This is a genomic window from Aeromonas sp. FDAARGOS 1404 (assembly GCF_019047085.1).
GTDB lineage: Bacteria > Pseudomonadota > Gammaproteobacteria > Enterobacterales > Aeromonadaceae > Aeromonas > Aeromonas veronii.
Genome location: NZ_CP077237.1, coordinates 3,542,525 through 3,566,012 on the forward strand (window position 1 = coordinate 3,542,525; position 23,488 = coordinate 3,566,012).

Genomic DNA, 23,488 nt, shown 5'->3' on the forward strand with positions numbered 1-23,488 from the left:
GTTTTTCTGCCATGTCACAACACATAGGGGCGCTGACCCTGCTGGTGGCTGATTACGATCAGGCTATTCGCTTTTTTACCGAGGGACTTGGCTTTGTACTCCTGGAGGACACTCGGCTCGATGAACCGGGCAAACCGGGCAAGCGCTGGGTGCGGGTTGCCCCCAAAGGCGCCCCCGGTTCCGCGTTGCTGCTGGCACAAGCGGCCAATGCGCAGCAGCAGGCCGCCATCGGCCAGCAGGGCGGTGGTCGGGTATTCCTGTTCCTCGAGACCACTGATTTCTGGGGGGATTACCAGCGTATGCAGGCGTACGGTGTTCATTTTTGTGAACAGCCCCGCGATGAACCATATGGCACCGTGGTGGTGTTTGAGGATATCAGCGGCAACCGGTGGGACTTGTTGCAACGTACTGCTGCCAACTGAATCTGAAAACGTTTATCATCCCGCCTGTCATAAAGTCATAAAAGTGTCACAGAAAATTCTAATAATTGGCGCACCCATCTTCACAGAGGAGAGAGAAGGGATATGGCTAAGCGAATTCTGGTGGTCGAGGACGAAGCACCGATCCGCGAAATGCTCTGCTTCGTGTTGGAGCAGAAGGGATATGAGACGATTGAAGCGGAAGATTACGCCGATGGACTGGCGAAGGTGCGCGAACCCTACCCCGAACTCATCGTGCTCGACTGGATGATGCCGGGCGGCAGTGGCATCCAGTTTATCAAGCAGCTCAAGCAGGATGAGGTGACGCGCCAGATCCCGGTGGTGATGCTCACCGCTCGCGGTGAAGAGGAGGACAAGGTGCGTGGTCTGGAGGCCGGAGCCGACGACTACATCACCAAGCCGTTCTCGCCCAAGGAGCTGACCGCTCGCCTCCATGCGGTGATGCGCCGCGTGTCGCCCACCTCGGTAGACGAGGTGATCGAGGTGCAGGGGCTGAAACTCGATCCTGTCTCCCACCGGGTCAGTGCCGAAGAGAAGGCGCTCGACATGGGGCCGACCGAATTCAAGTTGCTTCACTTCTTTATGACTCACCCCGAGCGGGTCTACAGCCGTGAACAGCTGCTCAATAATGTCTGGGGTACCAATGTGTACGTCGAGGACAGAACCGTGGATGTGCATATTCGTCGCCTGCGCAAGGCGATTGAAGAGACAGGGCACGACAGATTGATCCAGACGGTGCGTGGAGCCGGATACCGCTTCTCAACCCGTCTCTAGAGGCAGTTATGTTGCAACCTTACGCCTGGCGGCGACAGTTGTGGCGAATGGCGTTTTTTTACGCCCCCTTCGCATTGGTTGGCTGGTTGATTGATCATCTTGCCCTCTGCCTGTTGGTGGCGGCAGTGTTGCATCTGGGCTGGCACTATCGCTTCCAGAAGCGGCTCTCTGACTGGTTGTGGCACGACCGCAGCCTGGTGCCCCCCAGCGGCAATGGCAGCTGGGAGTACATCTTCAACGGTATCTACAAGCTGCAGCAGCGTCACCGTGCCCGTCGCCGCGAGCTGGCGGGGCTGATCCGCCGCTTCCGGGAGGGTGCCGAGGCGCTGCCCGATGCCGCCGTGGTGTTTCGCACCGATGGCAGCATCCTCTGGTGCAACCGGCTGGCGGAGCAACTGCTTGGTTTTCGCTGGCCGGAGGATGCCGGCCAGCATATCGGCAACCTCATTCGCAATCCGGCCTTTAACGCCTATCTGGGCAAGGGGGCGTATGACGAGCCTCTCGAGATGCACTCCCCGGTCAACGAGGAGAAGTTTCTCGAGTTTCGCATCATGCCCTACGCCTCCGATCAGGCGATGCTGGTGGTACGGGATGTCACCCGCTTGCGCAGTCTCGAGAAGACTCGCAAGCACTTCGTTTCCAACGTCTCCCACGAGCTGCGTACCCCGCTGACCGTGCTCAAGGGCTATCTGGAGATGACCGAGGAGCCGCCCCCGCCCGCCATGTGGGCCAAGGCCCATCGGGTGATGATGGAGCAGACCATCCGCATGGATAATCTGGTCAATCAGCTGCTCACCCTCTCCCGTATCGAGGCGGCCCCGACCGTGGATCTCTCCCATCTGGTGGACATGCCTGCCATGCTGGGGCTGCTGGAACAGGAGGCGCGAGCGCTCTCGGGCGAACGGGCCCACCAGCTCGAATTTGTGGTGCAGCCCAATCTGTTGGTGCGCGGGGATCAGGAGCAGCTGCGCAGTGCTGTCTCCAATCTGGTCTACAACGCCATTCACTACACCCCGGCGGGGCGAAAAATTACCGTGGAGTGGCGCAAGCAGGGGGCGATGGCGCTGTTTGCCGTGAGCGATGAAGGGGAGGGGATTGCCCCCGAGCATCTGGCGCGGCTGACCGAGCGGTTCTATCGGGTCGACAAGGCCCGCTCGCGCCATACCGGCGGCTCAGGCTTGGGCCTTGCCATCGTCAAGCATGCCCTCAGTCATCACGACTGCCAGCTCGATATCGAGAGCCGGGTCGGCCTTGGCAGCCGCTTCAGCTTTCTCATTCCGAGCCGCATGGTGGTGATTAAATAGTCTTTTATGGCAATGAGTTAGCTGCAAAAGGAGGGCCTTTGAACGGGCCCTCTTTTCATTTGTTCAAATCTGTCGCCATGTCATTAAAGTGTCACATTAAATCCATAAATTTGTCACTGCCAGGTCAGATACTGGCGCCGTCTTAAGAACGGACCTTCTGTAACTTTGGAGAGATTGGATGAAACTCAACAAACTGGCTGGTGTAATCGGATTCACCGCAGCAACCCTGTTTTCTGTCAGCGCCCTGGCTGCCGGTGTGGATAAAGACCTGCCGGATTACACACCGACCAGCGGCATTTCGGGCAACCTGTCCTCTGTCGGCTCGGACACCCTGGCCAACATGATGACCCTGTGGGCCGAAGAATTTAAGCGCTTGTACCCCAACGTCAACGTGCAGATCCAGGCCGCCGGTTCTTCTACCGCGCCGACTGCACTGACCGAAGGTGTTGCCCAGTTCGGTCCGATGAGCCGTGCCATGAAGGCCGGTGAAGAGGAAGCATTCGAGAAGCGTTACGGCTACAAGCCGACTGCCATCCGCGTTGCAGTCGATGCCCTGGCGGTGTTCGTCAACAAGGACAACCCCATCAAGGGGCTGACCATGCCGCAGATCGATGCCATCTTCTCCAGCACCCTGAAGTGCGGCGAAGCCAAGGCTGCCACCAAGTGGTCTGATCTGGGTCTGGACGGCAACTGGTCCTCTAAGGATCTGCAACTGTTCGGTCGCAACTCCGTATCCGGTACCTACGGTTACTTCAAGGAGCACGCCCTGTGTAACGGCGACTTCAAGAGCGGCGTGAACGAGCAGCCGGGTTCTGCCTCCGTGGTGCAGTCTGTCTCTGCCTCCCTGAACGGCATCGGCTACTCCGGTATCGGTTATGTCACCTCCGGCGTGCGTGCAGTACCGCTCTCCAAAGATGGCAAGACCTTCATCGAAGCGACCTCCGATAACGCCATCACCGGCAAGTATCCGCTGTCACGCTTCCTGTACGTTTACGTGAACAAGCATCCGAACAAGCCGCTCTCCCCGATGGAGCAAGAGTTCGTCAAGATGATGCTCTCCAAAGCAGGCCAGAACATCGTTGCCAAAGATGGCTACGTGCCGGTGCCGGCCAAGGTGGTACAGGCTGACCTGAAAAAGCTGGGGATCATGTAACTGCCTGCAGTCAGCATGCCCTGATAAAACGAGCCCCAAGCGGGCTCGTTTTGTTTTTGTCGGCTGTCAGTTTTGTTAATAGCGCTGGATGGATATTTTTCCGCCAGCCGGGGGCCGGCTCCCTTGCGTAGCCGGGCGGCATTTCCGAGAATAGGGCAACGTTATGGCAAAGGATCCCTTCATGATTGCGTCCCTCACCAAGTTTGGCCTGGTAGCCCTCTGTAGTTCCCTGCTGGTCGCCTGCGCCCAGTCGCCGACCGGCCGCAGCCAGATGCTGCTCTACTCTCCCCAGCAGATGAACCAGCTGGGCGCCGACTCCTTCGAGCAGATGAAAAAGCAGGAGAAGGTGAGCAAGGATGCCAAACTCAACGCCTATGTCTCCTGTGTCGCCAAGGCGGTGACCGCCCAGGTGCCGGCCAGCTATGGCATCACCAATTGGGAAGTGGTGGTGTTTGACTCCAAACAGGTCAACGCCTTCGCCCTGCCCGGCGGCAAGATCGGGGTCTACAGCGGCCTGCTCAAGGTGGCCAAGAATCAGGATCAGCTGGCGACCGTCATCGGTCACGAGTTGACTCACGTACTGGCCCAGCACTCCAACGAACGACTCTCGCGCAGCCAGCTGGCGGGGATCGGTCTGGCGGCTGCGGACATTGCCATGGGCACCAGCGAGTATCGCGGCGCCACCATGGCCGCCCTTGGCCTCGGGGTCGAGGTGGGGGTGATGCTGCCCTATGGCCGTACTCAGGAGAGCGAAGCGGATCGGCTGGGGCTTGAGCTGATGGCGCGCGCCGGGTTCAATCCGGCCGAGGCGATCCCCCTGTGGCAAAACATGAGTGCCGCCGCCGGTGGCAACACCCCGCCGCAACTGCTCTCCACCCACCCGAGCAACGAGAACCGGATCGCCGAGTTGCAGGCGCAACAGGCGCAAGTGCTGCCGCTCTATGAGCAGGCCCGCGCCAACGGTCTGGTGCCCCAATGCAAGGCATAAGCCTGCGTATGGCGCGCAGCGACGATGCTGCTGCCATGACGGTGATGCAGCGAGCCAGCTGGCTCGCTGCCTATGGCCAGGTGCTCGGTGCTGACCTGCTGGAGCAGCTCGATGTCACCGCCCATCTGCAGATTTGGCAGAGCCGTCTGGCCGAGCCGGGCCCAAGGCCCATGCTGCTTTGTCTCGATGAGGTGGTGATTGGCCTGCTCTACTGGCAACCACAGCAGGAAGCGGGGCAGAGTCATGCCCTGATCCGCGCTTTTTACCTCCATCCCGACCACTGGCGACAAGGCTATGGTAAACGGCTGTGGCAGGCGGTGGCGATGCAGATGCGCCGCGCCGGTTGCCATAGCGTCAAATTGTGGCTGCTCGATGGCAACCACATCGGCGAGGGGTTCTACCTGCGTCGCGGCTTCGTCTTTGATGGCGAGGAGCGCACCCTGATAAGCCTCGGGCAGCCCTGCCTGCAGCGACAAATGAGCCGTTTGCTCTGATCACTCTCCCGTTTTTCGCCTTCGGTCACTTTATTTTTTTTGCGAATTAATACAATGTCCCCCTTGGAACAGAGTTGGATAAACACGGGCTGACAAGGGAGTGCTGGCATGTATTACGGCTTTGATATCGGTGGCACCAAGATCGCCTTCGCGGTCTATGACGGTGCATTGAACCTCTGCCACGAGGAGCGCATGAGTACCCCGGGCAACGATTACGAGGGGTTGCAGCAGCTGATCCGCTCCCGGGTCGAGCAGGCAGATGCCCGCTTCGGGGCTCGGGGCTCGGTCGGTATCGGTTTTCCCGGTGTCATCAACAGCCACGATCACAGCATAGTGGCGGCCAATCTGCCCTCCATCAATGGTCGCCATCTGGGGGCCGATCTGGCCGAACTGCTGGAGCGGCCGGTCAAGGTGGATAACGACGCCAACTGCTTCCTCTGGTCCGAAGTTCATCAAGGGGCAGCCGATGGCGCTGGCAGTGCGCTTGGTGTCACCATCGGCACCGGCATCGGCGGCGCTGTTTATCTGGCGGGCAAGCTTATTCAGGGGCGCAACTGGCTGGCTGGCGAGATTGGTCACTACCCCTTGCCCGCGACCATGCTGATGAAGTACCCCGAGTTGCCCCGTCCCCGTTGCGGCTGCGGCCGTCTGGTCTGTTTTGAAACCTATGCCTCCGGCACCGGTCTGGAGCGTCTCTATCACCATTTCCATGGCCAGCGCGCCACGGGTCACCAGATTGTGGGGCGCTTCGAGGCCCATGAACCCCATGCGGTCGAGACGGTCGACTGCTGGCTGGAGATCATGGCCGCCGGGCTTGCCACCGCCATTTCGGTAATTGATCCCGAGGTAGTGGTATTGGGGGGCGGCCTGAGCGGCCTGCCCACCCTCTATGAACAGCTGCCGCTGCGTCTGCCCGGTCACTTGTTGCCCGGGGTCGCCCTGCCCGAGATCCGCCAGGCCCGCTTCGGCGGTGCAGGTGGTGTGCGTGGCGCAGCCTTGCTCAATCTATGAGATCAGATGTGGGGTCTGATCTCCCCGAAAAAGGAGTCCTCATGACCCGTCTTGAAATCTGTATCGACAACCTGGAATCCCTGTTTACTGCCCAGCAATCCGGGGCGGATCGCATCGAGCTCTGCTCTGCGCTGGGTCTGGGCGGCCTGACCCCCTCCTACGGTTTTATGCAGCAGGCAGCCCGCCACGCCACCGTGCCGGTTTATGCCATGATCCGCCCGCGTGCCGGGGATTTTTGCTTCAACGACGGCGAGTTCGAGATGATGCTGCAAGATATCGCGGCCGCACGTGCTGCGGGGCTGCAAGGGGTGGTGGTCGGTTTGCTGGATGAGGAGGGGCGGGTGCCTGCCGCCAGGCTCAAACAGCTGGTGGATGCAGCAGGGCCGTTGGGGGTCACCTTCCATCGTGCCATCGACCTCTCCTCCGACTGGCGTCTGGATCTGGAGACCATAGTCGCTGCCGGTTGCGAGCGCATTCTGAGCTCGGGCCATGCGCCGACCGCGTTGGCTGGGTTGGAAACCCTGCAGGAGATGCAACAGGCGCTGGCGGGGCGTGCCAGCCTGATGCCGGGGGCCGGGGTCAATGCCGACAACGTGCGTACCATCATCGAGTTCACCGGAGTGAGCGAAGTGCATATGTCCGGCATGGGCTGGCGCGGTGGCATGGTGCCCCATGGCGTAAATATGGGCACTTCGGATGATGGTCGGGTCAATATCACCGATGGCGCCAAGGTGGCTGCGGTCAGAGCCTTGCTGGATCGCGGTTAATCAGATCGCCGCCGTTGGGCGGCGTTCATCCGCATCTTGTGTGAAGTTCCTCCCACTGACGGGGAAATCAGGGGCGCCCCCGGCAGCACCCCGGCCAAAAGTCTGATATTATCCCGCCTCTTTACTACATGGATCTGGAGCAACATCTCAATGTCCCAATACGACTCTATCGAACAGAAGGCCAGCTATGGCATCGGCCGCAACATGGGTGATCAGCTGGCGCAGCAAGCTTTCGCCGGTCTGGATATCCCGGCCCTGCAACAAGGTCTGGCAGATGCCCTGAATGGTCTGGAGTTCGCGGTCAGCCGTGACGATATCAATGATGCCTTCCAGGTGATCACTGCGCGTATGCAAGAAGAGCAGGAAGCCGCCGCCAAGGCCGCCGCTGCTGACGGCGAAGCCTTCCTGGCTGATAACGCCAAGCGCGCTGAAGTGAAGGTGACCGACTCCGGTCTGCAGTACGAAGTGCTGGTAGAAGGCAACGGTGCCGTTCCGGTAGCCGGTCAGTCCGTGCGTGTGCATTACCACGGTACCTTCACCCACGGTGGCGTATTCGACAGCTCCGTCGCTCGCGGCCAGCCGGCTGAATTCCCGGTGACCGGCGTGATTGCTGGCTGGGTTGAAGCGCTGCAGCTGATGCCGGTTGGTTCCAAGTGGAAGCTCTACATCCCCCACGATCTGGCCTACGGTGCCCGTGGCGCGGGCTCTATCCCGCCTTACTCTGCACTGGTATTTGAAGTCGAGCTGCTGGACATCCTGTGATCCTGCTGGCTTGATGCAAACGGCGACCCTCGGGTCGCCGTTTGTTTTTGGGCTATGTGATAGACAGCATTTGTCGCGACCAGCGGGCTGGAAAGGAGAAAAGGGCTGCTCTTTTGCGCTTTTTACTGGTTTTTTCAGAAACGGGAACAGGCATACTGCGACTCATTAGAGAGGATAAGGAGAACCCGATGAGCAAGAAGATGAAGAAAGTAGCGGGGCTTGCTCTGTTGCTGCTGAGCATTCCGGCCAGTGCTGATGCCATGCGCTGCAAGAACGCCCTGATCACCGAGGGAGACACCACCGCCGAGATGCTGCTCAAGTGCGGTGAGCCGATGTTGCGTGAAGAGCTCAATCGCAACGAGGAGAACCAGTTTGGCAACATGGTGCAGGTCAAATATGGTGAACGCTGGACCTACAACTTCGGCAAGAACGAGTTCATGCGCTTTGTGACGGTGCGCAACGGCATCATTACCGATATCGAAAACGGCCCGCGCGGCCAGTAGCCGGCGGGCAAAGCATGGATGCACAACAGACAGTAGGGCAAGACCCTTTGACTCACATGTCCGGCAAGGGGTCGCGGTGACCAAGTTGTCTGACAGCCAGATTGATCTGGCGAGCCAGTCTTAGCCGCTGGCGGCAGGTCAGGCCATGGAGGCTGATCCTGCCCGCGTTGAATTCAAATGTCCCCAGCGACTCGATGGCAAAATAGCCTCGATGAAAGCTCTTGATGTAGCGAGCGATCTGCCGTGGGGATAACTGCTTGAATACCTTCATCACACGGTTCCCTGATTGCCTGGACAGGGCACACTATGGTGTCGGTCGATGACACTGATATGACGGTTTATAAAGATTTGCATGAATCCTTATTTTGCCAGTGAGCTCGGCAAATTGACGGCATCATCGAAAAAGTTGTGCCATGGCAAACCACCGCACCGATATACTGCGGGCTTGAATGGAACAAATAAAAGGGCCTGTGCGTGGAATGGGTTGATGTGGTGGACGAGGATAACCGGGTGATTGGCGTGGCCGAGCGAGCCAAGGTGCGGCGAGAGAATCTCTGCCATCGCGCCAGCTATATTCTGGTGCTCGACGACGCGGATCGGATCCTGGTGCAGCGGCGAACCCTCAGCAAGGATTTCTGCCCCGGCATGCTGGATGCCTGCGCCGGTGGCGTGGTCACCACCGGTGAGGAGATGGAGCGCTCCGCCCGGCGCGAGCTGGCCGAAGAGCTGGGGATTATGGATGTTCCCCTGCAGGGCTTTGGCAGCTTTTATGCGGAAGGGGAGGGCTACCGGGTCTGGGGCGGCCTCTTCAGTTGCTGTTATCAGGGGCCGCTGCAGTTGCAGGCCGAAGAGGTGAGCGCGGTGCACTGGATGAGCCTGGCCGAGATTGCCGAGCGTGCCAGCGAATTTACCCCCGACTCCCTGCTCGCCATCGCCACCTGGCAGGCGAGACGCTAACGTCTCTCTTTAGATATTTTCTTTTCCAGTTCAGAGACAAGACGGGCAGCCTGATGGCTGCCCGTCTGCCTTTGTGCATTTACTTGGTCTGCTACACCAGCTTGAGGCGCCGGTTGGTGCGCCCGCAAGCGCTCGGCTTGGCGAGCCAGTGCCCTTGCCAGTCGGTGGTCAGACGCAGCAATGGATACTCCAGATCGAGCCGGGTCACCACCAGCTGGCCTGTTTCATCGCCACTCACGGGATTGCCGCTGGCGGGATCGATGATTTCAACGATGCAGCTCTCATTGACGATAAAGCCCTGACCGGGCTGACTCTCGTAGGCCACCACCCCCACATCCTGCCACACCAGACAGTTGAGGGCCGCAATGCCGTGAATGGCGTGCAGTGGTGCCGTTTCGGGATGGGTGGCTTCGCACAATAGGGCGCGGCGCAGCGAGTCGCTCGGGATCTCCGCCGCTTCGGCCGCTTCCAGCAGGTCGAGCAGGGTCACCAGCGGGCCGACATAGCCGGTGGGTTGATAGCGCAGCAGTGCCTCCAGCTGGCGCTGGGTATCGTGGGGGCCGCAGGGTACCACGGGAGCCCCCAGCTGGCGGGCGCCGTTATCGAAGATAAAGGCGGTGGGGCCAGCGTGATAGTCGTGGCCGTTGAGCATCACTTCCCCCGCCTTGAAGCCGGCGGCAAACAGTGCTCGGGCGGCCCCCCACCAGTCTGCCCCCGCATATTCGGGGATGGCCAGCTGGCCCGGACAGGAGAAGACCCGCAACGCCTGACTGGCGGGGCGGCCGGTGAGACCGGCAAAGGGGGGATGAGCCTGCTGGGCGGCAAAGAGCTCTTTGCTGTCCAGCAGTGGCAGGGTGGCCAGCTCTGCCAGATCCTCGAGGCGACACTGGCGATAGGCGCTGGAGTAACCGGCGCAATATTGACTGACATGGGTAAGCTGATGATTGAGCTGCTCCAGTTGCTGTTGTTCGCGCATGGCAGGGGGACGAATTTCCAGACCATCGTAATAGTGTTGCATGGGGCCTCCTGGCGCCGTGAAACCAGCTCAAGAGTAGTCTGCCCAAGGGGAAAATGCCTGCCGCTATCCATGGTCAGGCTCAGAGCCGCTGTTAGGCGGCATCGTCACTCTGGGATAAACTGGCGACTTCCCATCACGACTCAGGACGAGAAATCATGATTGCTGTAGGACAACCCCTGCCTGCTGGCGAATTTACCTTTATCACCGCCGAGGGCAAGCAGCTGCGGGATAGCAAGACGCTGTTCGCCGGTAAAAAAGTGGTGCTGTTTGCGGTACCCGGCGCCTTTACTCCCACCTGCTCCAATGCTCATCTGCCCGGCTATGTGGTGCTGGCCGATCAGTTTATGGCCAAAGGGGTGGATGCCATCTGTTGTCTGTCGGTCAACGACGCTTTCGTGATGCGGGCCTGGCAGACGGCCCAGAATGCCGAGGCGATCACCATGCTGGCGGATGGCGACGGCAGCTGGACCCGGGCGCTGGATCTGGCCAAAGATACCGGCGCCTTTGGTGGCATCCGTGCCCAGCGCTTTGCGTTGATCGCCAACGATGGTGTGGTCGAGCAGCTGTTTGTGGAGGCGCCGGGCAAGTTCGAGGTCTCCGATGCCGCGAGCCTGCTGGCTGCACTGTGAAATGTTAATCACGGTTTGATTTCCCCTTGAAAGGGAAGGTGGCACAGCTACACTGGCGCCACTTTCCCCCATGATGCCTGCCCGTTCGGGCTGGCGCTTCGTTGCAGATAACAAGAGATGAAGATCCTATGACCCTGGCTTTTGTTGCCCTGATTGCCGGACTGGCGCTGCTGGTCTGGAGTGCAGACAAGTTTGTCGACGGTGCCGCTGCCACCGCCCGTTATGCGGGGATGCCGCCGCTGCTGATCGGCATGGTGATCATCGGTTTTGGTACCTCGGCCCCGGAGATGGTGGTCTCCGCGCTGGCGGCGTCACAGGGCAATCCCGGGTTGGCGCTCGGCAACGCCTATGGCTCCAACATCACCAATATCGCGTTGATCCTGGGTCTGACGGCACTGATCAGCCCTATCGCGGTGGCCTCTCAGGTTGTGCGCAAGGAGATCCCGATCCTGCTCGGTATTACCCTGCTCTCCGGCGCCCTGCTGATCGATGGTCATCTGGGCCGGATGGATGCGGTCATTCTGGGGGCCGTCTTCGTTGCTCTGATGGGCTGGTCTATCTGGGCTGGCATGAATGGCAAGGGAGATGCGCTGGATAGCGAGACCACCGAGGATATCGAGAGCGAGGGGATGTCCCTCAAGAGTGCTATCTTCTGGCTGGTGGTCGGGCTGGTGCTGCTGATCGGTGCTTCCCGCCTGCTGGTCTGGGGGGCGGTGACCATCGCTCAGGCACTCGGTATCAGCGATCTGGTGATTGGTCTCACCATAGTCGCGGTGGGAACCTCCCTTCCGGAGCTGGCCTCGTCCCTCATCGCCATTCGCAAGAACGAGCATGATCTGGCCCTTGGCAACGTGCTCGGCTCCAACCTGTTCAACACCCTGGCGGTGGTGGGGATTGCGGCGGGCATCCACCCGCTCGATGTGGCGCCGGAGGTGCTTACCCGTGACTGGAGCATCATGATGGGGCTGACCCTGCTGCTGCTGGTGATGTGTCTGGGCCGCAAGGGCCAAGGCCGCATCAACCGGCTGGAGGGGGGCGTGCTGCTGACCTGCTTCGTCGCCTACACAGGCTGGCTGCTGACCAGTCAGTTTATCTGATAGGGGTTGGTGAAATGAGAGAGGGGGAAGCTCAAGCTTCCCCCTCTTGTTTTTGCCCAGTGAACCTGTTGGCGAGCGAGCGGTGTGCTCAGGCTACTGCCACCAGCTTCTGCCCCTTCTGACTGCTGTCCAGAATGAGGATGCTCGCCTTGGGGAAGAAGTTGAAGGTGGAGGCCGAGGCCCAGGTGTAGGCGCCCATCACCTTGCCAATCACCAGTTCGCCGATAGCCAGATCCGGCAGCATGATGCCATCGCGGATCACATCCACGCTGTCGCAGGTGGGGCCGGAGAGCACCGAGTTGTGCTGCTCGCCGCTGGCATAAGGCGTGCTCACCGGATAGGTGACGTGGTCGTAGAGCTGGCCGTTGTAGCTGCCGTAGAGGCCGTCATCCAGGTAGTACCAGATCTTGTCGCCGCGGTGGGCCTTGCCCATCACGCTTGAAACCGAAGTCATGGCCGGTGCGCTGATAAAGCGGCCCGGTTCGGCAATCTTCTGCACGGTAGCGGGCAACTTGGCCAGCGCTTCGCGGATCGGGGCGCAGAAGCCATCGATATCGAACTCGCCCCCTTCATAATCCACCGGGAAACCGCCGCCGATATCCAGCACCCAGGGCTTGAGCCCGAGCGCCCAGGCCTGCTCCATGATCTCGCGGCAGGCGTCGATGGCCTGCACATGGCGACGGGCATGGGGCACTTGCGAGCCGACGTGAAACGACAGCCCCATCACCTTGATCCCCTTGGCGTGGGCTAGTTGCAGCAGCGGCAGCGCCTGCTCCGGAGTGCAGCCGAACTTCTTGGAGAGATCGACCTTGGTCTCGGGGTTCGGGAAGCTGACCCGCAGCAGCAGTTTCACTTCGTCCTTGTAGGGAATGAACTTCTCCAGCTCCAGCGGGTTGTCATAGACAAACACGGTGCAGCCAAACTCCAGCGCATAACGGATATCGCTGTCGCGCTTGATGGGATGGGTATGAATGCAACGTCCCGGGCGAACCCCCTGACTGCGCACCAGATCCACTTCGCCGTTGGTGGCCAGATCGAAACAGGCCCCCTCTTCCTTCAAGACAGAGACCACCGCCTCATGGGGCAGGGGTTTGAGTGCATAGTGCAATCGTACATCGGGCAAGGCGGCGGCCAGGGCCCGATACTGTTTGCGGACGGCTGCCTTGTCGAGCAGCAGCAGGGGGGAGCCGAATTGTTCAACCAGCTGACGGTAATCTTGTGCGACCACATCTTTTGCAACCAGGGTCTCGTTCATTCTCTTTTGGTCATCCTTAGGGGGCGTGATATGCCCAAGCCATATGCGATTGAACCGGCGACGGCCGGGTCAGGCGAGCGGTCCGGTGGGACCAACCGAACACAGTGCATAAATTGATAACAAAGTGCTTGGTTATGCAGCGGATTATCGGCTTATTGATTCTGTGTGCAAGCATTTTGATTGGATATGTCGGCAAGATTTTCTTGGCGAAACGAGAGGGATCACTGTTCTCTATCCACCATTTTTCCCGTTTGGGCCACATTTGATTCGTGAGAGCCTAACTTGTTGATAGTTAACTAACATTTAACATTCTTGCCGCGGTTTTGGCGGTCACTAAAAAAATATAAATGGGGACGGCCAAGTGCGAGACAGCTCACATTTTTTGGATTAACATGCCGACTTCCTAATCCAAACTAGTTCGGATGAAGGTAGCAGGAGAGCGATGGGCAACCATCCACCGAAGAAGTGAATCTTTCAGGTACCGGGCAACCGGTGTGGACTGCTACTGGACGATACTCTGGAGAGACCCGTTAAATCGGGCGCCGAAGGAGCAAGGCACCATGACTACCCGCAAGGGCAGGCTGGCGCCGGAAACTCTCAGGCAAAAGGACAGAGGGGATGGGATGGTTGTACCTGGGCTTGGCCCGCATCCGATCGCCTTTGGGGATCGCGACACCTATGGGAAGATCATCCTTCTCCTCCTTAATTTCTGTTTCTTAAGGAGGATGCATGTCATCAATTCAATCGGCGTTAACCGCCATCGATAGCTTTATCTGGGGTCCACCCCTGCTGATCCTGCTGGTCGGGACCGGTATCTATCTCACCCTGCGTCTGGGTCTGCTTCAGGTGGTGCGCTTGCCGCTCGCTCTGCGGCTGGTCTTTGGTCGCGATCAGGGGCAGGGCAAGCAGGGGGATGTCTCCAGCTTCGGCGCCCTCTGTACCGCACTCTCTGCCACCATCGGTACCGGCAACATCGTCGGGGTGGCTACCGCCATCAAGCTCGGTGGTCCCGGTGCCCTGTTCTGGATGTGGATGGCAGCGCTGTTCGGCATGGCTACCAAATACGCCGAGTGCCTGCTGGCGGTGAAATATCGCGAGCAGGATGCCAACGGCCAGATGGCGGGTGGCCCCATGTACTATCTGGAGAAGGGGCTTGGCTCCAAGCCGCTGGCCAAGTTGTTTGCCCTGTTCGGCATCGGCGTGGCTTTCTTCGGTATCGGTACCTTCCCGCAGGTCAATGCTATCTCAGACGCCATGAGCCTCTCCTTCTCGGTGCCCCGTGAAGCGACCGCCGTGGTGCTGACCCTGATCGTGGCGCTGGTGACCCTGGGGGGGATCAAATCCATCTCCAGTGTGTCGAGCAAGGTGGTGCCCTTCATGGCCATCTTCTACATCGTCGCCTGTCTGGGCGTGCTGGTGAACAACGCCAGCGCCCTGCCCGATGCCGTCATGCTGGTTATCGAGAGTGCCTTCACCGGCCATGCGGCGACCGGTGGCTTCGTCGGTGCCAGCATCATGCTGGCAATCCAGTCCGGGGTCGCGCGCGGGGTCTTCTCCAACGAGTCAGGGTTGGGCTCTGCACCCATCGCGGCGGCGGCGGCCAAGACCGATTCCTGCGTGGAGCAGGGGCTGGTCTCCATGACAGGTACCTTCATCGACACCATCATCATCTGCACCATGACCGGCCTGACCCTGGTGGTCACAGGCGTGTGGAGCGGCGATGCAAGCGGCGCGGCTATGACCAGTCTGGCCTTTGCCCAGGGGCTCGATGCCCATGTTGGCCAGTATCTGGTGAGCATTGGCCTCCTGTTCTTCGCATTTACCACCATCCTTGGCTGGAACTACTACGGCGAGCGCTGCACCGAATACCTGTTCGGGGTGAAGGCGATCAAGCCCTATCGTCTGGTCTATCTGGCGCTGGTTGCGAGCGGTGCTTTCCTCCATCTGGACATGATTTGGCTGCTGGCCGATATCGTTAACGGCCTGATGGCGGTGCCCAACCTCATCGGCCTGATTGGCCTGCGCCATGTAGTGATCGCCGAGACCCGCGCCTACTTTAGCCGGGATCTGGATAGCGAAGCCGAGCCGGAGCCGCAGACGGCCTGAACGCCTCGGCCCGTTTCACGTTCCCATTGAAAAGAACAAGCCACGACTCCGGTCGTGGCTTGTTTGTGCGCCGTGTCTATGGATGGTGACTTTCCCTCTCCCTTCGGGATAAGGTCAGGATGAGGGGGATAGCCCCTCGCTAAGCAGGTTATCCAGATGTGCTCGCACTTTCTCTACCAGTGCCTGATCGCTACCGCGCCAATCGATGCAGCTTGCCAGCGTGGTGGAGGTTCCCGCCATAAAACGCAGCTCGCCGCCCGCCAATTCGTAGAAGCGGCTCGCCATCCTGGTTCCCTCATCCACATCACCCGCCACCAGCAGCATGGCTTGCGCCAGCACGGCACCCTGGTGATCCTGTCCCGGCGCCAGCCAGCGCTGGGCAGTGCCGGTGATCTTGCGTCCCCCGATCACCAGATTGTACTGACCATCGCAAAAGGAGCCGGGCACGAAGTCATAGCTTCCCTCAAGGCCGTATTCCGCCAGCAGGGTCAGCAGCGGCGCCCCCAGCAGCCGGTAGTAGTGGGCGAGGTCTGTGGTGGTGCGAGGCAGCAGCAGGGATAGGTTAAGGATCCCCGCCCCGTGGGGCACGGCGGTACCGCCACTGTCGCGCACATGCACCGGCCAGCCTTCGTCTGCCAGCTGTTTGCAGGCGGTTTCGTAACGGGGGAGGCGGGTATCTTTGCGAGTGACAATCAGGCATTGGGGCGCCTGCCACAGGTGAGCGCGGGGCTGGCCGTCATGGGCACAGTCGCGCAACCAGCACTGCTCTTGCGCAAGTATTTGTGCGGGTGAAGCGGTATCGGGGAGGGGGGAGTGCAGGCGATAGGACATGGCGGCATCCTCAAAAAAGGCTGCCCAGCACACTACCCGTGGCGACTGGCAAGGTAAAGCCCCGCAGTGCGGGGCTGTTTGCTATCGGTAGGCGGTGTCTCAGGAGTGACGCGCTTCGCGCTTGGGCAGCAGCAGGTTGAGCACGATGGCGGTAATGCCACCGGTGGCGACGCCGTAGGAGAGCACACTCTTGGCCAGCTCCGGCAGGTGTTGCAGCACTTCCGGTACCTGCGCGACTCCCAGCCCCATGGCCAGCGAAACAGCCAGGATCATCAGGGCGCGGCGATCCAGCTCCTCGCGGGCAATGATGCGCACGCCAGCGGCGGCGATGGTGCCGAACATCACGATAGTGGCGCCCCCCAGCACGGGCTCGGGGATCTGCTGTACCAGGCTGGCGACCGCCGGGAACAGGCCGAGCAGGGCCAGCATGGCGGCGATAAAGAGACCGACGTGACGGCTGGCGACACCGGTCAGCTGAATGACGCCGTTATTCTGGGCGAAGGTGGACATGGGGAAGGTGGAGAAAACCGCCGCCAGCATGGAGTTGGCACCATCAGCCAGCACGCCGCCTTTGATCCGCTCCATATAGACAGGCCCTTCCAGTGGCTCGCCGGAGATATCCGAGGTGGCGGTCATGTCGCCGATCGCTTCGAGCGCCGTCACCACGAAGATGATGGCGAGCGGCACGAACAGCTGCCAGTCAAAGCCGAGACCGTAGTGAAGCGGAATGGGCACCATCACCAGCGGGCCATCGAAGGTGGGGGTACTCACTTTGCCCAGCAGCAGGGCCACGGCATAGCCCGCCAGCATGGCGATCATGATGGCGGAGAGGCGCAGCCAGGGGTTGCGACTGCGCTGCAGCAACACGATCAGGCCGAGTACCAGCAGGGAGAGGAAGAGGTTGGTGTGGCTGGCGAAGCTGCCATCAGAGAGGGCTGCATAACCGCCGCCCATGCTGATCAGGCCCACTTTGATCAGGGTCAGACCGATCAGCAGCACCACTATGCCGGTGACCAGCGGGGTGATGATCCGTTTCACCAGATGGAGGAAGCGGCTCATCACCACGATAGTGAGTGCGGCAACCATCATGGTGCCGAACAATGTGCCCAGCAGATCCTCGGTGGGCATGGCGGCCTGCTTGAGGGCGAGACCGGAGGCGATGATGGGGCCGAGGAAGTTGAAGCTGGTGCCCTGTACCGAGAGCAGGCCGGAACCGATGGGGCCGAAGCGACGGGTTTGAATGAAGGAGGCGATGCCGGACATGACCAGCGACATGGAGACGATATAACGGGTGTCGGCGGCAGGGAGGCCGAGGGCATTGGCGATAATCAGGGGCGGGGTAATGATGGCGACAAACATGGCGAGCATATGCTGCAGGGCGGCGAACAGCGTCTGGGGCAGAGGCGGGACATCCTCTATGCCATAGACCAGTTCGCTATGGGCTCGCCTGGGGGGATGGGCCTCTCGATTGGCGCGTGTGACAGCAGCCTGTTCCATAAGTACCTCGAATTGTGTGGGGAGGGGGAGAAAATTGGGCGCTATTGTAGTGATTGAAATGAGGCTTACCAGCGCTAATTATGCAAAAAAAGGTTTATTTTTTGATGGGTTGAAACGTTTGCGCGCTGCGATTATCATCTGTCGGTTTGTGTGATCAACCTCTCCTTTTTATTCTCCCCGCTAATGACATTTTTACCACTTTGTAGGTGTAGAATGAGCCCTCAGTATTCATCGTGGAGACTCTGGATGCTCAAGTTGTCAGAGTTCTGGAGTGCGAGGGTTCACTCCGAAGACTTTACTCGTACTCGCATGGGCTTTATGACGGTGCGTTTGCGCCTGCTGACCTGCTTGCTGATGCTCGGATTGCCCGCCTGGGCCGTGGTGGATTGGTTGACCTTGCCCGCAGTTCATTTCGAGCAGCTATTCCAGGCCAGGATCTTCTGCACCTTGGCGCTCTCGCCACTTATTCCGCTCTCCTACCTCATCCACTTCAAGCGGGAACGGATGAAGCTGGCCCTTGGCTACCTGATGGCCGTGATGATGCTCTTCTCCCTCTTTTGCCTGAACAGCTTTGGCGCCGGACAGGAGTTGCAGGCGGGCTATGCGGTCTTTCCCTATCTGCTGATCACCCTGTTTGCCATCTTCCCCATCCCCCTCTCCCTCGGCTTGCAACTGGCTGGCGTGGTACTGGTGACCATGCTGCTGGGCCACTGGCTGCTGGTGGGCCAGAGCATCTGGAGTCAGGCCACTCTGAATCAGGTGTGGGTGCTCGGCATGTTTACCATGGCCAGTTGCTGGGTGCAGTGTGGCCAGCTCAACATGCTGCTGCGGCTATATCGGGAATCGACCACCGATGAGCTGACCGGCATGATGAACCGCCGCTTGCTGATGAAGCAGCTGGAGCAGGCCAGAATCCGGCTGCAACTCAAGAAGAAGTCCTTTGCGGTGATGCTGCTGGATCTCGATCGCTTCAAGCGGATCAACGATATCTACGGCCATCTGGCGGGGGATGCGGTGCTCAAGGAGGTGGCTACCACCCTGGGGGAGCAGCTGGAGCCTGACATGGTGCTGGGGCGTTATGGTGGCGAAGAGTTTGCCATCCTGATGCATAACTGCGCCGATCCGGCGCTGGCGAGCAAAATGGCCGAGCGGCTGCGCATTGCCGTCGAGGCGCGGCTGGTGAAGAGCCCCACCTCGGACGAATTGCTGGAGGTGACGGTGAGTATCGGGATTGCCATGGCTCGTTCCGATGACACAATCGATATTCTGATCAACCGTGCCGATGAGTGCCTCTATCAGGCCAAGATGGCGGGACGCAACTGCGTGGTGGTCGAGGGGCAGAACCGCGCAAAAACAGATGCCGCCTGAGGGCGGCATCCTGTTGGCAATGAGCTGGTGCGATCAGGCCAGCTTGTACTTGCCGGAGAGCTGCTGGGCCAGCAGCTTGAACATGTTGAAGACCGCCATGGTCTTGCCGGTCGGGGTGCCGTCTTCGGCCAGGAAATACTCCCCCTTGAACACCAGAATATCCCCCTTCTGCTCCACCGAATCGGCGCGCATACCGTGGATGAAGTCTTCATGCTCTTTGATGATCTTGTTGGCCATCTCAAGCAGGGCCGTCTCGGTGATCAGCTCTTTCTGTGGTTGCATGCTCGTCTCCTTAAACGACTACTGGACAGGGAAATCGTGGATCCCTGTCTCTGATTGAAGAGGCGCCCAGCATACTGCAAACAGGGTTTTTCTGTCATTGATATGACCCCGATTTGTGGCTGTTTATCCGATCACCAGATTCTTCAACCAGCAGCGTTGGCGAATACGGCGCTGCACCAGCAACACCTTGCTGAGCTCCTCCAGCAAGACCACCGCCACCACCCAGGAGAGGGGCCAGCCGAGCAGCGTGACCGCCACCCAGGCGAGCGGGATGCCGATGCACCACATGCCGACAATATCGATGAAGATGCTGTAGTTCACATCGCCGCCAGAGCGCAGCACCCCGATGATCCCCACCATGTTGAACACCTTGAGCAGCATCCCGAGGCACATGATGCCGAGCACCTGTCCCGCTTCCGTCATCAGCTCGGGGGGCAGGTTGCCGACCCACTGCAGCAGGTTGGCTTGCAGCAGCCAGACGATGATCCCCACCAGTAGCGCGCCAATCGGTGCCAGCAGCAGGAACAGCTGGGAGTGCTGCCAGGCAATCTCGTACTCCTCGGCCCCGAGCCGGTGGCCGAGCAGGGTGGAGCAGGCCACCGCCAGTCCGAAGAAGAGGGAGATAAGGATGCTCTCCAGCGTACCCAGTGTGGTCATGATGGCCAGCGAATCGGTGCCAAGATGGGCATAGAGAAAGCCGTAAATCAGCATGCCGAAGGCCCAGAGGCCGTCATGGAACAGCAGCGGCAGGGCGATCAGGGTAAAGCGCACCACCTCCTTGCGCTTGAAGGCGGCCAGCCAGTCTGGTGCACGCGGGATCAGGCGCGCCTCATAACGCTTTACGTAGAGCAGCAGCAGGGCTGTCTGCAGCAGCCGGGAAATGGTGGTGCCCCAGGCCGAACCGGCCACCCCCATTGCCTCGAAGCCGAAGTGACCGAAGATGAGGGCGTAGTTGAGGATGACGTTGGCGATGATGGCGATAATGCCGATGCGGGTCGGCGCGGCGGCATTGCCGACCGAGCGCAGGGCTGATTCCAGCGGCACCACGATGGCGGTACAGAGGATGGTGGCGCCGGTGATCATCAGGAATTGATCCGCCAGTGCCCGCAGCGCCGGATCCTGACTGGCAAAGCCGAGTACACTGCCCGGTGATAACACATAGATGAAGGCAAAGGGCAGGGTGACCAGCAGGGCGCCCACTATTGCCAGCGCCAGGGAGCGGCGTACCCCGGCCATCTCCCCGCGCCCAAAGTATTGTGCTGCCAATACCGAGACCCCACCCGCGAGGCCCGCTATCACCAGCAGATTGAAAAAGAAGACCCGGTTACCCAAGCCGACCGCCGCCACAGCCGTGGTGCCAAGCTGGCTCACCATCATGATATCGATGAGGCCGAGCAGGGAGAACATCATGGATTGCAGCGAGACAGGCAGAGCCAGCCGCCACAATCGGGTCATGAACTCGCGATCGGTGGTTTGTTTTAAAATCGCTTGCCAATAATTCATAGTTGTTAACCGGGTATGAGAAAAGCAAGGTTTGTCAGGGGTATGATAGGGGCTGATGAGGCTCTTCTCACTGTGAGTAGCTCTCGATTTTCTTGTGTAAAACTATCCTGTTGAGGTGTTATGCCATTTGCCAGCGAGTGTCTGGAGATAGCGCCAGCCTGTGAAGAGCAGATGCTGGGACGTGAAGGGCTGCCCCTGCTCGGCGAGGCGGGGATCTTCCTGACCGGCCTCTCCCGGGTGCGGGATCACTACCTCATCCGCCGCAATCGCCCCGAGTTTCACATCCTGATGGTGAGTCACGATGAGGGTGGCGCGCTGCTCACCGACGAGGGGGAGCAAGCCATTCCGGCCGGATCGCTGATTTTCCTGCCCGCCGCCGTACCCGGTGGTCTCAAACTGATTGGCGAAAGCTGGCAGATCAGCTGGATTTTGCTCGATGACGTGCCGCGCTGGCAGCACCTGCATCGTCTTGGGCACCGTATCTGGCAAGGGGATGGCGGCGATCAGCTCTACCATCTGCTCAGCCTGATGCAGGGGGAGGGGGTTCGCTCTTCGCTGCAACCTCAACTGCTCAGCCTGTTGCTGGCGCTGCTGGAGCGCACCCTGCAAGGGGAGGTGCGCGGTACCCCTGAACTCAGGTTGCAGGCACTGTTTCGCCGGGTGGAGGCGCGCCTGGACGAACCCTGGAGTGTCGCCCTGCTGGCCCGACAGATGGCCTGCTCCGTTCCCCATCTGCACCGGCTCTGTCAGCAAGCGTTCGGTATGGGGCCGATGGCGAGGGTGACCGAGCTCAGAATGAACAAGGCGCGCCAGCTGCTGCTCTATACCAACTGGCCACTTGGCGAGCTGGCGGCCCGGGTCGGTTACAGCGATGGGGCCAACTTTGCCAACCGCTTTCGTCGTCTGACTGGTCAGACCCCCGGCGCCTTTCGTCGACTGGGTCGCAAACCTTTTGCAACGGATGTGCAAACTCTTTGAAATTAATGAGACAAGCCCCTAGGATCGGCGGGTCCCTGCGTCTAGCTAACCGTTTAGGTACCAAGATCCATGTTTGAAGATAATAACCAGAAACGTCCTCTCTACATTCCCTACGCCGGTCCCGCCCTGCTGGAGACCCCTTTGCTCAACAAGGGCAGCGCCTTCACCAGCGAAGAGCGCAGCAACTTCAACCTCGAAGGTCTGTTGCCCCAGAATATCGAGACCATCGAAGAGCAGGCCGAGCGCGCCTATCGCCAGTTCATGGCGTTTGGCAACGACATGGACAAGCACATCTATCTGCGCAACATCCAGGATACCAACGAGACGCTCTTCTACCGTCTGCTGCACAACCACCTGACCGAGATGCTGCCCATCATCTACACCCCGACCGTCGGTAAGGCGTGCGAGGAGTTCTCCAACATCTATCGCCGCGCCCGTGGTCTGTTCATCTCCTATCCGGATAAAGACAGGATCGATGACATGCTGCAAAACGCCACCAAGCAGAACGTCAAAGTGATCGTGGTGACCGATGGCGAGCGGATCCTGGGTCTGGGTGATCAGGGGATTGGCGGCATGGGCATTCCCATCGGCAAGCTCTCCCTCTACACCGCCTGTGGTGGCATCTCGCCCGCCTACTGCCTGCCGGTGGTGCTGGATGTCGGCACCAACAACCAGCAACTGCTCAATGACCCCTTCTATATGGGGTGGCGCAATCCGCGTATCTCGGGGGATGAGTACGCCGAGTTTGTCGATGCCTTCATTCAGGCGGTCAAACGCCGCTGGCCCGATATCCTGCTGCAGTTCGAGGATTTCGCCCAGAACAACGCCATGCCACTGCTCAACCGCTACAAGAACGAGCTCTGCTGCTTCAACGACGACATTCAGGGTACTGCTGCCGTGACCCTGGGCAGTCTCATCGCCGCCTGCAAGGCCTCCGGTGCCAAGCTCTCCGAGAAGCGGGTTGCTTTCCTCGGGGCGGGCAGCGCCGGTTGCGGCATTGCCGAGCAGATCGTGGCGCAGATGAAGGCTGAAGGGCTGACCGATGCCCAGGCCCGCAGCCGAGTATTTATGGTGGACCGCTTTGGTCTTATCACCGACAAGATCCCCAACCAGCTCGACTTCCAGCGCCGTCTCTCCCAACCGGTGGAGCGCATCGCCGACTGGCCGGTGGGTGACAACATCTCCCTGCTGGAGGTGATGGAGCATGGTCGCCCGGACATCCTGATCGGGGTCTCCGGCCAGCCGGGGCTGTTTACCGAAGAGGTGGTCAAGACCATGCACAAGCACTGTGCCCGTCCCATCATCTTCCCGCTCTCCAACCCTACATCACGGGTCGAGGCGACACCGGCTGACCTTATCCGCTGGACCGACGGTCAGGCGCTGGTGGCCACCGGCAGCCCGTTCGCACCGGTAGAGCACAAGGGCAAGCGCTACGTCATCGCCCAGTGCAACAACTCCTTCATCTTCCCGGGGATCGGCCTTGGCGTCATCGCCTCCGGCGCCACCCGGGTGACCGACGCCATGTTGATGTCGGCCAGTCGCGCGCTGGCAGAGTGTTCGCCGCTGGTGAAAGGGGAGGAGGGTTCTCTGCTGCCGGATCTGGCGGATATCCATCAGGTCTCCCGCTACATCGCCAAGATGGTAGCCAAGACCGCCATGCTGCAGGGCAAGGCGGTGCAGACCCCGGACGAGGTGATCGATCAGGCCATCGACGCCAACTTCTGGCATCCGGAATATCGCCGCTACCGTCGCACCTCGTTCTGATTTCTGC

At 60.1% G+C, this 23,488-nt stretch carries 24 protein-coding genes and 1 riboswitch; of the genes, 17 read left to right on the forward strand and 7 right to left on the reverse strand.

The features are described 5' to 3' along the window. The first annotated feature begins 11 nt into the window (after positions 1 to 11). The 10 genes from I6L34_RS16585 to I6L34_RS16630 all read left to right on the forward strand — a co-directional run bounded on the left by I6L34_RS16585 (position 12) and on the right by I6L34_RS16630 (position 8,196). Entirely contained in the window at positions 12 to 422 is a 411-nt protein-coding gene (locus tag I6L34_RS16585) for a VOC family protein (protein ID WP_120415021.1), read from the forward strand. A 102-nt stretch (positions 423 to 524) separates the two neighbouring features. Beyond that, positions 525 to 1,214: a phosphate regulon transcriptional regulator PhoB gene (gene phoB / locus I6L34_RS16590; protein ID WP_005338414.1), complete on the forward strand. Its 690-nt coding sequence runs from the start codon at positions 525 to 527 to the stop codon at positions 1,212 to 1,214. An 8-nt stretch (positions 1,215 to 1,222) separates the two neighbouring features. Further along, positions 1,223 to 2,518, forward strand: coding sequence for a phosphate regulon sensor histidine kinase PhoR (gene phoR / locus I6L34_RS16595; RefSeq protein WP_005338413.1), 1,296 nt, complete (start codon positions 1,223 to 1,225; stop codon positions 2,516 to 2,518). Positions 2,519 to 2,696: 178 nt separating this feature from the next. Next, positions 2,697 to 3,671 (forward strand): PstS family phosphate ABC transporter substrate-binding protein, encoded by a 975-nt coding sequence (locus I6L34_RS16600; protein WP_005338411.1) that lies wholly within the window; start codon positions 2,697 to 2,699, stop codon positions 3,669 to 3,671. A 181-nt stretch (positions 3,672 to 3,852) separates the two neighbouring features. Continuing rightward, on the forward strand, positions 3,853 to 4,659 hold the full coding sequence (locus tag I6L34_RS16605) for a M48 family metallopeptidase (protein WP_005358873.1): 807 nt from the start codon (positions 3,853 to 3,855) through the stop codon (positions 4,657 to 4,659). Beyond that, the gene (locus I6L34_RS16610; RefSeq protein WP_005338408.1) at positions 4,647 to 5,153 is read left to right on the forward strand and encodes a GNAT family N-acetyltransferase; all 507 of its coding nucleotides are present in this window, start codon (positions 4,647 to 4,649) and stop codon (positions 5,151 to 5,153) included. Before I6L34_RS16605 ends, I6L34_RS16610 begins: the two co-directional genes overlap by 13 nt. Positions 5,154 to 5,261: 108 nt before the next feature. Continuing rightward, positions 5,262 to 6,164 carry an ROK family protein gene (locus I6L34_RS16615; RefSeq protein WP_193859576.1) on the forward strand — a complete coding sequence of 301 codons (903 nt, stop codon included), beginning with the start codon at positions 5,262 to 5,264 and terminating at the stop codon, positions 6,162 to 6,164. 41 nt (positions 6,165 to 6,205) lie between these two features. Continuing rightward, a complete protein-coding gene (locus tag I6L34_RS16620; protein ID WP_110302688.1) occupies positions 6,206 to 6,931 on the forward strand; it encodes a copper homeostasis protein CutC in 726 nt (241 codons plus the stop codon). A gap of 150 nt (positions 6,932 to 7,081) precedes the next feature. Then, positions 7,082 to 7,693, forward strand: a complete 612-nt coding sequence (locus tag I6L34_RS16625) for an FKBP-type peptidyl-prolyl cis-trans isomerase (RefSeq protein ID WP_005338405.1) — start codon at positions 7,082 to 7,084, stop codon at positions 7,691 to 7,693. Between the two features lie 188 nt (positions 7,694 to 7,881). Continuing rightward, complete coding sequence (locus tag I6L34_RS16630) at positions 7,882 to 8,196, forward strand: DUF2845 domain-containing protein (RefSeq protein WP_005338404.1); 315 nt, start codon at positions 7,882 to 7,884, stop codon at positions 8,194 to 8,196. 52 nt (positions 8,197 to 8,248) lie between these two features. Here the strand turns inward: I6L34_RS16630 and I6L34_RS16635 are convergent, their stop codons facing one another. Further along, positions 8,249 to 8,467, reverse strand: a complete 219-nt coding sequence (locus tag I6L34_RS16635) for a DUF1107 family protein (protein WP_005338403.1) — start codon at positions 8,465 to 8,467, stop codon at positions 8,249 to 8,251. A 203-nt stretch (positions 8,468 to 8,670) separates the two neighbouring features. Here I6L34_RS16635 and yfcD point away from each other — a divergent pair, with 203 nt between their 5' ends. Next, the gene (gene yfcD / locus I6L34_RS16640) at positions 8,671 to 9,153 is read left to right on the forward strand and encodes an NUDIX hydrolase YfcD (protein WP_101529834.1); all 483 of its coding nucleotides are present in this window, start codon (positions 8,671 to 8,673) and stop codon (positions 9,151 to 9,153) included. Between the two features lie 91 nt (positions 9,154 to 9,244). Here the strand turns inward: yfcD and I6L34_RS16645 are convergent, their stop codons facing one another. Continuing rightward, positions 9,245 to 10,171, reverse strand: a complete 927-nt coding sequence (locus tag I6L34_RS16645; protein WP_216955010.1) for a phenylacetate--CoA ligase family protein — start codon at positions 10,169 to 10,171, stop codon at positions 9,245 to 9,247. 155 nt (positions 10,172 to 10,326) lie between these two features. Between I6L34_RS16645 and I6L34_RS16650 the strand changes: the two genes are divergently transcribed. Both I6L34_RS16650 and I6L34_RS16655 read left to right on the forward strand, forming a co-directional pair. Beyond that, positions 10,327 to 10,800 (forward strand): peroxiredoxin, encoded by a 474-nt coding sequence (locus tag I6L34_RS16650; RefSeq protein ID WP_124929956.1) that lies wholly within the window; start codon positions 10,327 to 10,329, stop codon positions 10,798 to 10,800. Positions 10,801 to 10,928: 128 nt separating this feature from the next. After that, positions 10,929 to 11,897: a calcium/sodium antiporter gene (locus I6L34_RS16655; RefSeq protein ID WP_216955011.1), complete on the forward strand. Its 969-nt coding sequence runs from the start codon at positions 10,929 to 10,931 to the stop codon at positions 11,895 to 11,897. A gap of 88 nt (positions 11,898 to 11,985) precedes the next feature. Here the strand turns inward: I6L34_RS16655 and I6L34_RS16660 are convergent, their stop codons facing one another. Further along, on the reverse strand, positions 11,986 to 13,152 hold the full coding sequence (locus tag I6L34_RS16660; RefSeq protein WP_047435963.1) for a type III PLP-dependent enzyme: 1,167 nt from the start codon (positions 13,150 to 13,152) through the stop codon (positions 11,986 to 11,988). Between the two features lie 507 nt (positions 13,153 to 13,659). Beyond that, a riboswitch (glycine riboswitch) is annotated at positions 13,660 to 13,775 on the forward strand. A 106-nt stretch (positions 13,776 to 13,881) separates the two neighbouring features. Here I6L34_RS16660 and I6L34_RS16665 point away from each other — a divergent pair. After that, positions 13,882 to 15,258 carry a sodium:alanine symporter family protein gene (locus I6L34_RS16665; RefSeq protein ID WP_005338391.1) on the forward strand — a complete coding sequence of 459 codons (1,377 nt, stop codon included), beginning with the start codon at positions 13,882 to 13,884 and terminating at the stop codon, positions 15,256 to 15,258. Between the two features lie 114 nt (positions 15,259 to 15,372). Here I6L34_RS16665 and I6L34_RS16670 read toward each other — a convergent pair whose 3' ends face one another. Continuing rightward, positions 15,373 to 16,089 carry a protein ligase gene (locus I6L34_RS16670; RefSeq protein ID WP_216955012.1) on the reverse strand — a complete coding sequence of 239 codons (717 nt, stop codon included), beginning with the start codon at positions 16,087 to 16,089 and terminating at the stop codon, positions 15,373 to 15,375. A gap of 99 nt (positions 16,090 to 16,188) precedes the next feature. Continuing rightward, the gene (locus I6L34_RS16675; protein ID WP_058056701.1) at positions 16,189 to 17,586 is read right to left on the reverse strand and encodes a nucleobase:cation symporter-2 family protein; all 1,398 of its coding nucleotides are present in this window, start codon (positions 17,584 to 17,586) and stop codon (positions 16,189 to 16,191) included. A gap of 246 nt (positions 17,587 to 17,832) precedes the next feature. On the opposite strand from I6L34_RS16675, the gene I6L34_RS16680 reads away from it, so the two are divergent. After that, positions 17,833 to 18,954 carry a GGDEF domain-containing protein gene (locus I6L34_RS16680; RefSeq protein ID WP_216955013.1) on the forward strand — a complete coding sequence of 374 codons (1,122 nt, stop codon included), beginning with the start codon at positions 17,833 to 17,835 and terminating at the stop codon, positions 18,952 to 18,954. 33 nt (positions 18,955 to 18,987) lie between these two features. Here I6L34_RS16680 and I6L34_RS16685 read toward each other — a convergent pair whose 3' ends face one another. Next, positions 18,988 to 19,236, reverse strand: coding sequence for a YciN family protein (locus I6L34_RS16685; RefSeq protein WP_005338382.1), 249 nt, complete (start codon positions 19,234 to 19,236; stop codon positions 18,988 to 18,990). Positions 19,237 to 19,359: 123 nt separating this feature from the next. Then, complete coding sequence (locus tag I6L34_RS16690; protein WP_047435970.1) at positions 19,360 to 20,739, reverse strand: MATE family efflux transporter; 1,380 nt, start codon at positions 20,737 to 20,739, stop codon at positions 19,360 to 19,362. Positions 20,740 to 20,859: 120 nt separating this feature from the next. Here I6L34_RS16690 and I6L34_RS16695 point away from each other — a divergent pair, with 120 nt between their 5' ends. Together I6L34_RS16695 and I6L34_RS16700 are read left to right on the forward strand one after the other, a co-directional pair. Next, the gene (locus tag I6L34_RS16695; RefSeq protein WP_005338380.1) at positions 20,860 to 21,717 is read left to right on the forward strand and encodes an AraC family transcriptional regulator; all 858 of its coding nucleotides are present in this window, start codon (positions 20,860 to 20,862) and stop codon (positions 21,715 to 21,717) included. Between the two features lie 69 nt (positions 21,718 to 21,786). Beyond that, complete coding sequence (locus I6L34_RS16700) at positions 21,787 to 23,481, forward strand: NAD-dependent malic enzyme (protein WP_005338379.1); 1,695 nt, start codon at positions 21,787 to 21,789, stop codon at positions 23,479 to 23,481. The last annotated feature ends 7 nt before the right edge of the window (positions 23,482 to 23,488 follow it).

Bases quoted from the DNA above. Each gene is read 5' to 3' on its own strand.
- I6L34_RS16585 (WP_120415021.1), top strand. From the start codon at position 12: ATGTCACAACACATAGGGGCGCTGACCCTGCTGGTGGCTGATTACGAT.
- phoB (WP_005338414.1), top strand. From the start codon at position 525: ATGGCTAAGCGAATTCTGGTGGTCGAGGACGAAGCACCGATCCGCGAA.
- phoR (WP_005338413.1), top strand. From the start codon at position 1,223: ATGTTGCAACCTTACGCCTGGCGGCGACAGTTGTGGCGAATGGCGTTT.
- I6L34_RS16600 (WP_005338411.1), top strand. From the start codon at position 2,697: ATGAAACTCAACAAACTGGCTGGTGTAATCGGATTCACCGCAGCAACC.
- I6L34_RS16605 (WP_005358873.1), top strand. From the start codon at position 3,853: ATGATTGCGTCCCTCACCAAGTTTGGCCTGGTAGCCCTCTGTAGTTCC.
- I6L34_RS16610 (WP_005338408.1), top strand. From the start codon at position 4,647: ATGCAAGGCATAAGCCTGCGTATGGCGCGCAGCGACGATGCTGCTGCC.
- I6L34_RS16615 (WP_193859576.1), top strand. From the start codon at position 5,262: ATGTATTACGGCTTTGATATCGGTGGCACCAAGATCGCCTTCGCGGTC.
- I6L34_RS16620 (WP_110302688.1), top strand. From the start codon at position 6,206: ATGACCCGTCTTGAAATCTGTATCGACAACCTGGAATCCCTGTTTACT.
- I6L34_RS16625 (WP_005338405.1), top strand. From the start codon at position 7,082: ATGTCCCAATACGACTCTATCGAACAGAAGGCCAGCTATGGCATCGGC.
- I6L34_RS16630 (WP_005338404.1), top strand. From the start codon at position 7,882: ATGAGCAAGAAGATGAAGAAAGTAGCGGGGCTTGCTCTGTTGCTGCTG.
- I6L34_RS16635 (WP_005338403.1), bottom strand. From the start codon at position 8,467: ATGAAGGTATTCAAGCAGTTATCCCCACGGCAGATCGCTCGCTACATC.
- I6L34_RS16645 (WP_216955010.1), bottom strand. From the start codon at position 10,171: ATGCAACACTATTACGATGGTCTGGAAATTCGTCCCCCTGCCATGCGC.
- I6L34_RS16650 (WP_124929956.1), top strand. From the start codon at position 10,327: ATGATTGCTGTAGGACAACCCCTGCCTGCTGGCGAATTTACCTTTATC.
- I6L34_RS16655 (WP_216955011.1), top strand. From the start codon at position 10,929: ATGACCCTGGCTTTTGTTGCCCTGATTGCCGGACTGGCGCTGCTGGTC.
- I6L34_RS16660 (WP_047435963.1), bottom strand. From the start codon at position 13,152: ATGAACGAGACCCTGGTTGCAAAAGATGTGGTCGCACAAGATTACCGT.
- I6L34_RS16665 (WP_005338391.1), top strand. From the start codon at position 13,882: ATGTCATCAATTCAATCGGCGTTAACCGCCATCGATAGCTTTATCTGG.
- I6L34_RS16670 (WP_216955012.1), bottom strand. From the start codon at position 16,089: ATGTCCTATCGCCTGCACTCCCCCCTCCCCGATACCGCTTCACCCGCA.
- I6L34_RS16675 (WP_058056701.1), bottom strand. From the start codon at position 17,586: ATGGAACAGGCTGCTGTCACACGCGCCAATCGAGAGGCCCATCCCCCC.
- I6L34_RS16680 (WP_216955013.1), top strand. From the start codon at position 17,833: ATGCTCAAGTTGTCAGAGTTCTGGAGTGCGAGGGTTCACTCCGAAGAC.
- I6L34_RS16685 (WP_005338382.1), bottom strand. From the start codon at position 19,236: ATGCAACCACAGAAAGAGCTGATCACCGAGACGGCCCTGCTTGAGATG.
- I6L34_RS16690 (WP_047435970.1), bottom strand. From the start codon at position 20,739: ATGAATTATTGGCAAGCGATTTTAAAACAAACCACCGATCGCGAGTTC.
- I6L34_RS16695 (WP_005338380.1), top strand. From the start codon at position 20,860: ATGCCATTTGCCAGCGAGTGTCTGGAGATAGCGCCAGCCTGTGAAGAG.
- I6L34_RS16700 (WP_005338379.1), top strand. From the start codon at position 21,787: ATGTTTGAAGATAATAACCAGAAACGTCCTCTCTACATTCCCTACGCC.